Consider the following 13,079-nt stretch of genomic DNA (forward strand, 5'->3'; position numbering starts at 1 on the left):
GCCTGACCTGCCTAGTGGCCCATTCCCAGTCCGCCGTCCACCGGAATCACCGCGCCGGAGATGTAGGCGGCTTCGTCGCTGGCAATCCAGCGGACCACGTTCGCAACTTCTTCGGGTTCGGCGAAGCGGCCGGCCGGGATGGAAGCCAGGTAGTTCTTCTGGGTGTCTTCCGGCAGTACTGCCGTCATTTCCGTGTTGACGAAGCCCGGGGCCACCACATTGGCGGTGATGTTGCGGGATCCGAGCTCGCGGGTCAGCGACCGGGCGATGCCCACCAGGCCGGCCTTGGACGCGGCATAGTTGATCTGGCCCGGCGACCCGTAGAGACCCACCACCGAGGAGATCAGCACTACGCGGCCCTTCCGCAGCCGGATCATGCCCTTGGAGGCGCGCTTGATCACCCTGAACGCGCCGGACAGATTGGTATCCACCACGCTGGTGAAGTCTTCTTCGCTCATCCGCAGCAGTAGCGTGTCGCGCGTGACGCCGGCGTTGGCGACCAGGACCTCCACGGGACCGTGGGCAGCCTCGACTTCGGTGAAGGCAGCGTCCACCGACGCGGCATCCGTCACATCGGCCTTCACGCCCAGGAGTCCGTCGGGAACCTCGCCGCTGCGGTAGGTGATCGCCACCTTGTCGCCGTTCGCTTCGAAGGCCCGGGCAATCGCCAGCCCGATTCCCCTGTTGCCGCCGGTGACCAGCACGCTTCGACCGGACTGCTGTTCGTTGCTCACTCTTACCTCCATCAAGCTGCTGTTTTCCTATGGAATCCTAGCCCGGGATATCCGTCGGTCGGTCATCGTCGCGCGGCTTTAGACATTCCGGCCAGCGTGGGAGAATTGATACAGCCCTGATGGAGTGTGATGAGCAAGCAGCCTGACGAGAAGCCGGAAGTCCTGAGCATTACGGACGTCCCTGAAAGCCATACCGATGAAATGCACCGGCGCATGGTCAAGTACACGCTCGCCATGGGTATCCGGCTGGCTTGTTTGCTGCTCTTCTTCTTCATCGACAGCTGGTTCCGCTGGTTCTTCGTGGCCGGCGCCGTCTTCCTGCCGTGGATCGCCGTGATCATCGCCAATGGCGGCAGCGACAAATCGAACCTGCAGCACAGCACCGCCTTGCTGGACCAGGCGCCGCAGCCGGAGCTGGAGGCCCCCTCCGCCCGCACGGCAAACGCCGGGGCAGACACCGACCAGGTGCTCAGCGGGGAGCTTATCGACGACGCCGAGCCGGCATCGGCCGGCACCCCCCACGCGTCCTCCCCGCCCGTCCGCCCCGCCTCCGACCGATCCGAGCCGCCGGGCCCGGCCCCGACAGCGGCCGACGGGCCTGCCGTTGCGGACGCTACCCCGCCGGAGGATCCCCGCGTGGACGACCAGCCGGCCGAATTCACCGGAAACCTGAGCCCCGTCACCAAGCGGCGCTGGCGGAAGGCGGCCGCGTGAACCTTTTGGACCAGCTCGGCGGCGGGGCGGCGGCCGCCTCCCCCGTCTGTTCGCGGAAGGGCTGCCGCCAGGACGCGCAGTGGCAGCTGCTGTGGAACAACCCGAAAATCCATACCCCCGAGCGCCGCAAAATCTGGCTCGCGTGCGGCGGACACCGGGAGTGGCTGCAGGACTATCTGATCCAGCGCAGCCTCTGGCGCGAAACGCTCCCCTTGGAAGGTGCCTGAATGTCCTACCGATTCCTGCTCAGCGGCAAGTGGCTGGGCTGGCTGCTGATCGTTGCCCTGCTGGCCGCGCTGTGCGTGGTGCTGGGCAACTGGCAGATGGAACGCCGGGACCAGGCCCGCGACGTCATCGCGGCGGTGGAGAACAATTACGACGCCGACCCGGTGCCGTTCGGCGAGGTGCCGGAGATCTTCGCCACCGCCGATGACTCGGTGGAATGGACGCCGGTGGTCCTCACCGGCGAGTACGACGACGCCGGGCAGCGGATCGTGCGGAACCGTCCCCTGAACGGCCGGCCGGGCTACGAGGTACTTGTCCCGTTGCGCCTCCAGGACGGCAGCGCGGTAGTGATCAACCGGGGCTGGCTCCCGATCGGCAACAACCAGGCCGGCCACCCGGACACCATTCCCGCCGCCCCGGACGGCGACGTCACCGTCGTCGCCCGCGTCAAGCCAACCGAGGGCCCGGTCAGCCGCGGGGCCCCGGAGGGTCAGCTCGCGTCCATCCAGCTTGACGCCTATGCGACAGAACTGGGCTACCCCGTCCATACCGGCAGCTACGGGCTGATGGCGGCGGAATCTCCCGCTGCTGCCGTGCAGCCCGTGCAGATCCCCAAGCCGGCCATCGACGAAGGCCCACACCTGTCGTACTCCATGCAGTGGTACGCCTTCGGCGTGCTGCTGTTCGTCGGCTACGGCTATGCCGCCCGCCAGCAGGCGCACCAGAGCCGGTACGCGGAGGAAGAGGAGGCGCTCAGCGGTTACCACCAGGCGAATCCGGCACCGCGTGCCGCGGCTCCGAAACGCCGTCGCAAGCGGCCGACGGCCGAAGAAGAGGAAGACGCCCTGCTGGACTCCCAGGGGTTCCGCACCGACGGCACCCTGCTCAGCCGCGACGACTAGTTACGGCTCTGCCGGAACCGGAATTGCCAAGGCGCGCATCGCCGACCGAGGAACGAGGGAGGTGTCTAAGCGACGCGCAATTGCGGTTCGAGGCCGCGCCCGGAATCAGGCCAGGGTGACCAGGTCCAGGTAGTCCTCGTTCCAGAGGTCTTCGACGCCGTCCGGCAGCAGCACGACGCGCTCCGGGTTCAGGGCCGCCACCGCCCCTTCGTCGTGGCTCACCATGACGACGGCGCCGCTGTAGTTGCGCAGTGCGCCCAGGATTTCCGCCCGGCTGGCCGGGTCGAGGTTGTTCGTCGGCTCATCCAGCAGCAGCACATTGGCCGATGACGCGACGATGGTGGCCAGGGCGAGCCGGGTCTTTTCGCCACCGGAGAGCACCCCCGCCGGCTTGTTCACGTCGTCCCCCGAGAAGAGGAAGGAACCGAGGATGTTCCGCACCTCGGCATCCTGCAGGTCGGGGGCGGCCGTGCGCATGTTCTCCAGCACGGTCCGGTCCACGTCCAGCGTCTCGTGTTCCTGCGCGTAGTAGCCGATCTTCAGTCCGTGGCCGGGCAGCACATCGCCGGTGTCGGGGGTGTCCACCCCGGCCAGCATGCGCAGCAGCGTGGTCTTGCCGGCGCCGTTCAGCCCCAGGATCACCACGCGGGAGCCCCGGTCGATGGCCAGGTCCACATCGGTGAAGATCTCCAATGAGCCATATGACTTGCTGAGGCCTTCGGCGGTGAGCGGAGTCTTGCCACAGGGTGCGGGATCGGGGAAGCGCAGCGCCGCCACCTTGTCCTGTGCGCGCACCTCATCCAAGCCGCTGAGCAAGCGTTCCGCCCGCTTGGCCATGTTCTGGGCCGCCACCGCCTTGGTGGCCTTGGCGCGCATCTTGTTCGCCTGGTCCATGAGAACCTGGGCCTTCTTTTCGGCGTTGGCGCGCTCACGCTTGCGGGCCCGCTCGTCGGTCTCGCGCTGGGACAGGTAGCGCTTCCAGTTCATGTTGTAGATGTCGATGGTGGCGCGGTTGGCGTCCAGGTGGAAGACCTTGTTGACGGTCGCTTCCAGCAGCCCGGTGTCGTGGCTGATCACGATCAGGCCGCCCTGGTGGTTTTTCAGGAACTCGCGCAGCCAGCTGATCGAGTCGGCGTCCAGGTGGTTTGTCGGCTCATCGAGCAGCATGGTGTCCGCACCGGAATACAGGATCCGGGCCAGCTCGACGCGGCGGCGCTGGCCGCCGGACAGGGTCCGCAGGGGCTGGTTCAGGATCCGCTCCGGCAGGGCCAGGTTGGAGGAAATGGCGGCGGCCTCGGCCTCGGCCGCGTAGCCGCCGCCGGAGATGAACTCGGCCTCCAGCCGGTCATAGCGTCGCATCGCCTTGGCCTGAACGTCGGCGTCGGTGCTGGCCATTTCCGACTGCGTTTCCCTCAGCTTGCGGGTCACCACGTCGAGGCCCCGCACCGAGAGGATGCGGTCGCGGGCCAGCTGTTCCATGTCGGGGGTGCGGGGGTCCTGGGGCAGGTAACCGATTTCACCGGTGCGCACCACAGTCCCGGCGGCAGGCATGCCTTCTCCGGCCAGGACGCGGGTCAGCGTGGTCTTGCCGGCGCCGTTGCGGCCCACCAGCCCCACCTTGTCGCCCTTGTCCACACGGAAGGACACCGCCTCCATGAGCAGACGGGCCCCGGCACGCAGCTCAAGATCGTTGACGGTAATCACAGTGGAAGCCTTTCGAAGGGGTGCGGAGAGGGGATACCCGGGCGCCGTCCAGACGGGACGGGCGGAAATCAACCTTTCCAGTCTACCGGCAACAAAAGGCCGTCCCCACCCCCTCCGCCGGTATGATCGGACGGTTATCCTTGGCGAATGAGTTTCTCCCGCGGCTCCCAGCTGGATACGTCACAGGTTCAGGACCGCCGCGGCGGCCTGGGCGGCAAGCTCGCAATCGGCGGCGGCGGCCTGTTGGTCCTCATTGCCAGCCTGCTGGGTGTTCCGCCCGAAGTGCTGGAGGGCTTCGGCGTGGGCGGCGGCCAGGAACAGCAGCAGGCAGGAGGTTCCGTCCTGCAGGAAGAGTGCCGCACCGGCGCCGACGCCAACGAGCGCACCGACTGCCGCATCGTGGGTACCGTCAACAGCCTCAACGATTTCTGGGCCGGCTACCTCCCCCGCTACAACATGCAGTATCCCGCCCCGCAGACCGTCCTTTTCGACGGCGGCGTCAGCACCGGCTGCGGCAGGGCCAGCAGCGCGGTGGGCCCGTTTTATTGTCCATCCGATCAGACCGCGTACTTTGACACGTCCTTTTTCACCGAGCTGACCACCCGCTTTGGTGGGAGCGGGGGGCCGCTGGCCGAGGAGTATGTGGTGGCGCACGAGTTCGGGCACCACATCCAGAACCTGACCGGCGCCATCGGCTACGCCCGGCAGGATCCCCAGGGTCCCGAGTCCGGTGCAGTCCGGGTGGAACTGCAGGCGGACTGCTATGCCGGCGTGTGGGCGGGCAATGCCACGGAGCAGATCGACGAAAGGACCGGAGAACCGTTCATGCAGCCGCTGACCCAGCGGGACCTGCAGGACGCCCTCTCCGCCGCGGCCGCCGTGGGCGACGACCGCATCCAGCAAGCCGCCGCGGGGCAGGTCAACCCCCACACCTGGACGCACGGCTCCAGCGAGCAACGGCAGCGCTGGTTCCTGCACGGCTACCGGACCGGGGACGCCGGCCGGTGCGACACCTTCTCCGCCCCGGACCTCGACCGCCCCGCCTGACGCAGGCTGTGAAAGCTACAGGTCGCGCGGGTCCACCGGGTCGGTCTCGCGGATGCCTGGGGCGAACGGCGGTGCGCCCCCGGAGGTCCCGGCCCTGCCGCCGTCGGGATCGCCGGGTCCGAATCCCGGCAGATAGCCGTCGGGCTCGCGGCCCATCGTTGTGTCCAGCAGCAGGAAGACCATGCCCGCTCCCAGCCAGACCAGGATCAGGCCGATCCCCGTCATCAGCAACTCCCCCGGCCCCGCCGTCCCCTGACCATACGGCAGCCAGCCCGTCGCGGCGCCCCTGACCCCCGTCCAGAGCAGCCAGAAAACCGGGAAGGCCAGGCCGAGCGTCACCGCCCCGGCGCCGATGCGGGGCCGCGGACCAAAGATGAGCCAGCCGGTCAGGACGACCACGGGCAGCACGTAATGCAGGAGCCGGTCCGCCATCACCCCTGCCGCGGTCAGCCCGGCGGCTTCGGGAAAACCGCGGAACCGGGTGAACTGGGCCAGGAAGACCAGCAGCATGGCCGCCAGGGTGGCGGTCCGGGCTGCCCGCCAGAGCCGTCCCCCGGCCATGGTCGAATCCATCAACAGCGTCAGGCTCACCACAAAGACCAGCAGCGCGGCCTGCACCCCCGGCGCGCTGGCGTAGTTCCACCAGGCATGCGCGGCGGCGGGGGCATAGCCGGGCGCCGCCGGCACGGCGGTGATTCCGACGACGAGGCCCACGACGGCCAGCAGCGCAGTCAGGCCGTGGTAGGCCGCAGCGACGTGGACCTCGTCATAGCGTCCCCGCCGCCGCTTTAATGCCGCCCTCGACACTCCCATGACATGATCCTAGCCCCGCGGGCCGGTGCCAACACAGAAGCGGACCGGCCACCCGAAGGTGACCGGTCCGCCGTCATCGCTTCGTCGGGCTCAAATATTGAAGCCGAGGGCGCGCATCTGGTCGCGGCCGTCGTCGGTGATCCGTTCCGGACCCCACGGCGGCATCCATACCCAGTTGAGGCGCCACTCGTCCACCACGCCGTCCAGCGCCTGGCCGGTCTGCTCCTCGAGGACGTCGGTGAGCGGGCAGGCTGCGGTGGTCAGCGTCATGTCGATGAGCAGGGCACCGTCGTCGGCGTACTTCAGTCCGTACAGCAGGCCGAGGTCCACGATGTTGACGCCCAGCTCCGGGTCGATGACGTCCTTGAGCGCTTCCTCGACGTCCTCCAGGGACGTCTGCGGGGCTTTGGCTTCAGTCATGATCAGGCCTTTGCTGCTGTCAGGTAGCGGTCGTAGCCCTCTTCTTCGAGACGGTCGGCCAGTTCGGGGCCGCCCTCTTCGGCGATGTGGCCATCCACGAAGACGTGCACGAAGTCAGGCTTGATGTAGCGCAGGATGCGCGTGTAGTGGGTGATGAGCAGGGTGCCCATCCCGCCCCCGGCATGCACCCGGTTGTGGCCTTCGGAGACCACCTTGAGCGCATCCACGTCCAGGCCGGAGTCGGTTTCGTCCATGATGGCGAACTTGGGCTTGAAAAGTTCGAGCTGGAGGATCTCCACGCGCTTCTTCTCGCCGCCGGAGAAGCCTTCGTTCACGTTGCGCTGGGCGAAGTCGGCGTCGATGCGCAGCTGGCTCATCGCTTCCTTGACGTCCTTGGTCCAGGTACGCAGGCTCGGGGCCTCGCCGTCGAGGGCGGTCTTGGCGGTGCGCAGGAAGTTGGTCATGGTCACGCCGGGTACCTCGACCGGGTACTGCATGGCCAGGAACAGGCCCGCGCGGGCGCGCTCGTCCACGCTCATGGCCAGCACATCCTCGCCGTCCATGGTGATGGAGCCGGAGTCGACGTTGTAGCGCGGGTGCCCGGCGATGGTGGCCGCCAGGGTGGACTTGCCGGAACCGTTCGGGCCCATGATGGCGTGGATTTCGCCGGTGTTGATCGTCAGGGACACGCCCTTGAGGATCTGCTTGCTGCCCTGCTCGGTGTCGATGCTGACGTGCAGGTCCTTGATTTCAAGAGTAGACATCTGTCTGCTTTCTCCTTTGCGCCCGGTGGGAGCGGGCGCCGTTCACGTGATTGAAGTTTTTAGTTGAGGTCCGGGGCGGGCGCCCCGTTGAGGACGTTCGTGACGTCCACGTAGACGCCGTCGCCGTCGAGCGTCAGCGCGAACACCGGGACGGGCTCGAACGCCGGCAGGCTCAGCGGCTCGCCGGTGCGCAGATCGAACTGGGAGCCGTGGCCCCAGCATTCGATCGCGCAGCCTTCGACGTCGCCTTCGGAGAGGGAAACGTCCGCGTGCGAACAGGTGTCTCCGATGGCGTGGAGTTCGCCTTCCGAGTCCCTGACGATGGCTACCGGGTAGTCATCGATCAGGATGCGCACTGCCTGATTGACCTGTACGTCAGAGGCCTGGCACACCAGTTCGCCGCGCGGAGTCCCGCTCATCAGAGGTTGCCCGCCTCGAGCTCGCGTTCCAATGCGGCGTTGAGCCGCTCTTCGAGGGCGGGGACCCGGATCTGCTGAATGACCTCGTTGAGGAAACCGCGGACCACCAGGCGGCGGGCGACGTCTTGGGGGATGCCGCGCGCCATCAGGTAGAACAGGTGCTCGTCGTCGAAGCGGCCGGTGGTGCTGGCGTGGCCGGCACCTTCGATCAGTCCGGTCTCGATTTCGAGGTTCGGCACCGAGTCGGCGCGCGCGCCGTCGGTCAGCACCAGGTTCCGGTTTGCCTCGTAGCTGTCGGTGCCCTCGGCTTCCTTGCGGATCAGCACGTCGCCCACCCAGACGGTGTGCGCGTTCTTGCCCTGCAGGGCGCCCTTGTACAGCACCCGCGACTTGCAGTTCGGCATCGCGTGGTCCACGAACAGGCGGTGCTCAAGGTGCTGTCCGGCGTCGGCGAAGTAAAGGCCGAACATTTCCACATCGCCGCCGGTGGCAGTGAAACGGGTGGACGGCGTGACGCGGACCAGGTCGCCGCCCAGGCTGACGGTCACATGCTTGAACTTCGCGTCGCGGCCCACGCGGGCCTGCTGCGAGGAGGCGTGAACGGCGTCGTCGGCCCATTCCTGCACCGAGACGACAGTGAGTTCGGCGCCGTCCTGCACATCGATCTCCACGTTTTGCGAGACCGTTGCGCTGCCCTTGTGGTCCAGCACGACGACGGCCTTGGAGAACTTCTCGGCCACGATGACCAGGTGCTGCGCGGACAGCTCGGTGCTGTTGCCGTCCACCACGACGGCGACGCCGGCATCCAGCTGGGCTTCGGCCGGAATGGTCACCACGGTCGCTTCGGTGAACGCCTCCCAGGCCGCAGCCGAGACGCGGTCCTCGGGGATGCCCGCAACACCGATGCGCGCATCGCTCCGGCCCACGGTCTCAACCAGGACGCCGGCCGGCAGGTCGGCGCCTTCGGGCCCGGTGACGGTGACGGCCGGTGCGGTACCGGTCAGCGCGTCGCTCTGCAGGCCGCGCAGGCGCTTGAGCGGAGTGAACCGCCAGTCTTCCTCGCGTCCGGTGAGCGGGCCGAAGTCTTCTGCCTTGTACGAGGTCAGGCGGCCGGCGCGGGAGCTGTCCGGAACACCGACGCCGCCTCCGTGGCTGTGGCTCTTGGCGCTGGCCCCGGCCAGCGGACCTGCGGCAGCGTTGGCCGGGGAGAGATTTTCGCCTTCCTCCGTGAATCCGTCGATGGCCGGAGCACCGATGCGTGCCTTCTCAGTGATCTCAGTCATTAACCTACGGATCCTTCCATCTGCAGTTCAATCAAGCGGTTCAGCTCGAGGGCGTATTCCATCGGCAGCTCGCGGGCGATCGGCTCGATGAAACCGCGCACGATCATGGCCATTGCTTCGTCTTCGGCCATGCCGCGCGTCATCAGGTAGAACAGCTGCTCTTCGCTGACGCGGGACACGGTCGCCTCGTGGCCCATGGTGACGTCGTCCTCGCGGACATCGATGTACGGGTACGTGTCCGACCGCGAGATCGTGTCCACCAGCAGGGCGTCGCAAACCACGCTGTTCTTGGTGTTCTTCGCGCCTTCGCGGACCTGGACCAGGCCTCGGTAGGCCGAGCGGCCGCCGCCGCGGGCCACGGACTTGGCCACGATCGCGCTGGAAGTGTTCGGCGCGATGTGGACCATCTTCGAGCCGGTGTCCTGGTGCTGGCCCGCACCGGCGAAGGCGATGGACAGCGTCTCGCCCTTGGCGTGCTCGCCGGTCAGGTAGACCGCCGGGTACTTCATGGTGACCTTGGAGCCGATGTTGCCGTCGACCCACTCCATGGTGGCGCCCTCATGGGCGATGGCCCGCTTGGTGACCAGGTTGTACACGTTGTTGGACCAGTTCTGGATCGTCGTGTACCGGACGCGCGCGCCCTTCTTCACGATGATTTCGACGACGGCGGAGTGCAGCGAGTCGGAGCTGTAGATCGGCGCCGTGCAGCCCTCGATGTAGTGCACGTAGGAGTCTTCGTCGGCGATGATCAGCGTGCGCTCGAACTGGCCCATGTTCTCGGTGTTGATCCGGAAGTAGGCCTGCAGCGGGATGTCCACGTGGACGCCCTTCGGGACGTAGACGAAGGACCCGCCGGACCAGACGGCGGTGTTCAGCGAGGCGAACTTGTTGTCGCCGACCGGGATGACCGAGCCGAAGTACTCCTGGAAGATCTCCGGGTGTTCCTTCAGGCCGGTGTCGGTGTCCAGGAAGATCACGCCCTGGGCTTCCAGGTCTTCGCGAAGCTGGTGGTAGACCACCTCGGACTCGTACTGGGCGGCAACGCCGGAGACCAGGCGTTCACGCTCGGCCTCGGGTATGCCCAGCTTTTCGTAGGTGACCCGGATGTCCTCGGGCAGGTCCTCCCACGTCTTGGCCTGCTTCTCCGTGGAACGGACAAAGTACTTGATGTTGTCGAAGTCAATGCCGGACAGGTCGGCGCCCCAGGTGGGCATCGGCTTGCGGTCGAAGTACTTCAAGCCCTTCAAACGCAGATCCAGCATCCACTGCGGCTCGCCCTTCTTGGCGGAGATGTCGCGGACCACTTCTTCATTCAGACCGCGGCGGGCGTTGGCGCCGGCGGTGTCGGCGTCGGACCAGCCGTATTCGTAGGTCCCGATGCCATGCAGCTCGGGGTTCTTTTCCAGGATTTCGGAAATGGTGGTGTCGGCTACGTCGGTCGTCCCGACCGCGTTCCTCATGCTCTGATCCACTTGGTCCGTCATCACGGCCTCTCTTGCAGATTGATGGATACTCGTCTCGTGCCTGTCGCCGGTTCGACGGGTCGAACCGCAGACCTCGTTCGACCCACCGGGATGTGGGTCGTACAAACATGTCCCCCGCTGGCCAGCGTGGACAGTCGCCTGACATCCACCCCGAGCAGCCGGGAAAAAACTTCAGTTTCGCTGTCGCAGAAGTCCGGGAAGTCTGCTGCCAGCTGCTGCACCGGGCAGTGCCCCTGGCACAGCTGGACGGCCAGCATGGTGCTGTGCGGCGCTTGGGATCCCACCACGTTGGTGGAGCCAACGAAGCCGTCGGCGCTCAGCGCCTCCGCCAGCGCCTTGGCCCGCTCTTCGATTCCGGGCCCTGCTGCCTCCACTACCGGACGGTAGCGTTCTTCCATGTCCCGGTAGCGGTTCCGCGCGAACTCAGCAACCGCCTCGCGGCCGGCAGCCTCGCCCAAGGCCGCCAACGCGGTACGGGCGATATCCAGATAGTCGTTGCCGAGCCGTGTCTGGCCCTGCCGGCTCAGCACGTACTTCCGGGCCGGCCGGCCGGCTCCGGTGGCCGAATTCGCAGTGAGCTTGACCTCGATCAAGCCCTTGCGGGAGAGGGCATCCAAGTGGCGCCGCACGGCCGCGGGAGTGAAGCCCAGTATCTCGCCGAGCCCGGCGGCACTGACGGGTCCGTGTTCCAAGACGGCATTCAACACCCGGTCCCGGGTCCGCTCCTCGGACTCCGGTGCCTGGGCACGCAAAGAAGCACTACTGGTCATGGAATACACAACACAATCATGACGTATTCTATTCCGCCCTACCAGTAAGGCAGGCCTTAGCGGAGCATCCCTGCGTGGACCGCTCTACGTCCCGTAGAATGTTCGGGTGCCTACCTCCGAACCCTGCCTGGATATCCAGGGCCTCGTGAAAGATCTGGGACCGGTGGAGGCCCTGGACAACAAGATGGTCCGCGTCATCGACGGGGTCCATTTGCGCGCCTACCCCGGGCAGGTCACGGCCTTGCTCGGACCAAACGGCGCGGGCAAGACCACCACCTTAGCCTGCGCGCAGGGCCTCATGCGTCCCAACGGCGGCACCGTTCGGCTCCTCGGCCAGGACCCCTACCAGGCGGGCGCGGAGCTCCGCAGCCGGGTCGGCGTCATGCTGCAGGAAGGTGGCCTGCCGCAGGCCATCCGGCCGCTGGCCCTGCTCCAGCACGTTGCCGGAATGTACCGGGACCCCCGCAGCGTGGACGAGCTGGCGGAGCGGCTGGGCATCAACGGATTCGCCAACACCCCCATCCGCAGGCTCTCGGGCGGCCAGAAGCAGCGGGTCGCCCTGGCCGCCGCCTTGGTCGGCGATCCGGAGGTCCTTTTCCTGGACGAACCAAGCGCCGGACTGGACCCACAGTCCCGGGCCGTGGTGTTCGACCTGATCCAGGAACTGCGGGCCGAGGGGCTGGGCATCATCCTCACCACGCATCTCATGGACGACGCCCAGCGGCTGGCCGACTATGTCTTCATCATCGATGCCGGCAGGACGGTAGTGCACGGCACGGTCGCCGAACTCACGGCGGCCACGGACGAGAGCGCCGGCGTCGAACGCCTGCTGACCTTCGATGCCGCTCCGGGCCTGTCCTTCGCCCTGCCCGAGCCGTTCACCGCCGTCGAGAACGTTCCCGGCCGCTACATGGTGGCCGGCCAAATTACCCCCGCGGTGCTGGCCGCGTTGGCGGCGGAGTGGGCGGCCCACAATGTCATGCCGGCGTCCATCCGCATGGCACCGCGTTCGCTGGAGGATGTCTTCCTCGATATTTCCGGGAAGGACCTGCGATGAGCGCGCCCGCCCCCTTGATCCGCCGGATCGCCCTCCAGGGCCGCTACGAGACCCTGGGCATGCTGCGCAACGGCGAGCAGTTGCTGATTGCGATCATCCTGCCGCTGCTGGCGCTCATCGGCCTGACCGTCACGCCGCTGCTGGACACGTTCACGGACAACCGGATCGCCATGGCGGCCCCGGGCGTCCTGGCCTTGTGCACGGTATCCACCGCCTTGACCGGCCAGGGAATCGCCACCGGCTTCGACCGCCGCTATGGCGTCCTGCGGTTCCTGTCCACCACTCCGTTGGGACAGGGCGGCCTGATCCTGGGAAAGATTCTCGCCGTGCTGGCCATCATGGTGATCCAAGTCGTGGTGGTGGGCGGGACTGCCCTCCTGTTCCTCGGCTGGCAGCCCGCACTCGGCGGCATCGCGCCGGCAGCCGCGCAGCTGGTGCTCGGCGCCGCGGCTTTCACCTCGCTTGGTCTCTTGATCGCCGGGACCGTGCGGCCGGAAGCCACGCTGGCGATTACCAACCTGCTGTGGGTGCTGTTGGCGGCCGCCGGCGGTATCCTCTTCCCGGTGGCCAGCTGGCCCGACGTTTTCGAGCCGGCCGCCCACGTGCTACCCTCGACTGCTTTGGGCGACGCCCTGCGCAGCGCGCTGATCGACGCGCAGTTCAATCTCACCGCATCAATCGTGCTGCTGGCCTGGACCGTAGTGGCCAGCCTTGCCGCCATCCGCTGGTTCAAATGGAGCTAA

Annotated in this window: 15 protein-coding genes; 6 read left to right on the forward strand and 9 right to left on the reverse strand. The window is 67.1% G+C overall.

The genetic code is table 11. The features are described 5' to 3' along the window. Positions 1–11 precede the first annotated feature (11 nt). Entirely contained in the window at positions 12–734 is a 723-nt protein-coding gene (locus AC5RUK_RS03475; RefSeq protein WP_493987275.1) for a beta-ketoacyl-ACP reductase, read from the reverse strand. A gap of 129 nt (positions 735–863) precedes the next feature. Here AC5RUK_RS03475 and AC5RUK_RS03480 point away from each other — a divergent pair, with 129 nt between their 5' ends. Genes AC5RUK_RS03480 through AC5RUK_RS03490 form a run of 3 tightly spaced genes read left to right on the forward strand, consistent with a single transcriptional unit; the run spans position 864 to position 2,575 of the window. Then, entirely contained in the window at positions 864–1,448 is a 585-nt protein-coding gene (locus AC5RUK_RS03480) for a DUF3099 domain-containing protein (RefSeq protein ID WP_494151390.1), read from the forward strand. Then, a complete protein-coding gene (locus tag AC5RUK_RS03485; RefSeq protein ID WP_494151391.1) occupies positions 1,445–1,675 on the forward strand; it encodes a hypothetical protein in 231 nt (76 codons plus the stop codon). Before AC5RUK_RS03480 ends, AC5RUK_RS03485 begins: the two co-directional genes overlap by 4 nt. Beyond that, positions 1,676–2,575 (forward strand): SURF1 family cytochrome oxidase biogenesis protein, encoded by a 900-nt coding sequence (locus AC5RUK_RS03490; protein WP_494151392.1) that lies wholly within the window; start codon positions 1,676–1,678, stop codon positions 2,573–2,575. 105 nt (positions 2,576–2,680) lie between these two features. Here AC5RUK_RS03490 and abc-f read toward each other — a convergent pair whose 3' ends face one another. Beyond that, positions 2,681–4,279 (reverse strand): ribosomal protection-like ABC-F family protein, encoded by a 1,599-nt coding sequence (gene abc-f, locus AC5RUK_RS03495; protein WP_494108813.1) that lies wholly within the window; start codon positions 4,277–4,279, stop codon positions 2,681–2,683. Positions 4,280–4,426: 147 nt separating this feature from the next. Here abc-f and ypfJ point away from each other — a divergent pair, with 147 nt between their 5' ends. Beyond that, positions 4,427–5,326, forward strand: coding sequence for a KPN_02809 family neutral zinc metallopeptidase (gene ypfJ / locus AC5RUK_RS03500; protein ID WP_494108812.1), 900 nt, complete (start codon positions 4,427–4,429; stop codon positions 5,324–5,326). A gap of 15 nt (positions 5,327–5,341) precedes the next feature. On the opposite strand, the gene AC5RUK_RS03505 is transcribed toward ypfJ, so the two are convergent. The 7 genes from AC5RUK_RS03505 to AC5RUK_RS03535 form a co-directional block, all read right to left on the reverse strand. Then, positions 5,342–6,139, reverse strand: a complete 798-nt coding sequence (locus AC5RUK_RS03505; RefSeq protein ID WP_494151393.1) for a Pr6Pr family membrane protein — start codon at positions 6,137–6,139, stop codon at positions 5,342–5,344. Between the two features lie 90 nt (positions 6,140–6,229). Next, entirely contained in the window at positions 6,230–6,559 is a 330-nt protein-coding gene (locus tag AC5RUK_RS03510; protein ID WP_493978517.1) for a metal-sulfur cluster assembly factor, read from the reverse strand. 2 nt (positions 6,560–6,561) lie between these two features. Beyond that, positions 6,562–7,323 carry a Fe-S cluster assembly ATPase SufC gene (sufC, locus tag AC5RUK_RS03515; protein WP_494151394.1) on the reverse strand — a complete coding sequence of 254 codons (762 nt, stop codon included), beginning with the start codon at positions 7,321–7,323 and terminating at the stop codon, positions 6,562–6,564. Positions 7,324–7,382: 59 nt separating this feature from the next. Next, positions 7,383–7,742, reverse strand: coding sequence for a non-heme iron oxygenase ferredoxin subunit (locus AC5RUK_RS03520; RefSeq protein WP_493987283.1), 360 nt, complete (start codon positions 7,740–7,742; stop codon positions 7,383–7,385). Continuing rightward, positions 7,742–9,025 carry a Fe-S cluster assembly protein SufD gene (gene sufD, locus AC5RUK_RS03525; RefSeq protein WP_494151395.1) on the reverse strand — a complete coding sequence of 428 codons (1,284 nt, stop codon included), beginning with the start codon at positions 9,023–9,025 and terminating at the stop codon, positions 7,742–7,744. The genes AC5RUK_RS03520 and sufD overlap by 1 nt, the downstream gene beginning before the upstream one ends. Further along, positions 9,025–10,509 (reverse strand): Fe-S cluster assembly protein SufB, encoded by a 1,485-nt coding sequence (sufB, locus tag AC5RUK_RS03530; protein ID WP_493987285.1) that lies wholly within the window; start codon positions 10,507–10,509, stop codon positions 9,025–9,027. Before sufB ends, sufD begins: the two co-directional genes overlap by 1 nt. Next, positions 10,509–11,279: a helix-turn-helix transcriptional regulator gene (locus AC5RUK_RS03535; protein ID WP_493987537.1), complete on the reverse strand. Its 771-nt coding sequence runs from the start codon at positions 11,277–11,279 to the stop codon at positions 10,509–10,511. The genes sufB and AC5RUK_RS03535 overlap by 1 nt, the downstream gene beginning before the upstream one ends. Positions 11,280–11,442: 163 nt before the next feature. On the opposite strand from AC5RUK_RS03535, the gene AC5RUK_RS03540 reads away from it, so the two are divergent. Together AC5RUK_RS03540 and AC5RUK_RS03545 are read left to right on the forward strand one after the other, a co-directional pair. Next, the gene (locus AC5RUK_RS03540) at positions 11,443–12,336 is read left to right on the forward strand and encodes an ABC transporter ATP-binding protein (protein WP_494151534.1); all 894 of its coding nucleotides are present in this window, start codon (positions 11,443–11,445) and stop codon (positions 12,334–12,336) included. Continuing rightward, on the forward strand, positions 12,333–13,079 hold the full coding sequence (locus AC5RUK_RS03545) for an ABC transporter permease (RefSeq protein ID WP_493987286.1): 747 nt from the start codon (positions 12,333–12,335) through the stop codon (positions 13,077–13,079). Before AC5RUK_RS03540 ends, AC5RUK_RS03545 begins: the two co-directional genes overlap by 4 nt.

Source organism: Arthrobacter sp. Y3223065 (assembly GCF_059090885.1).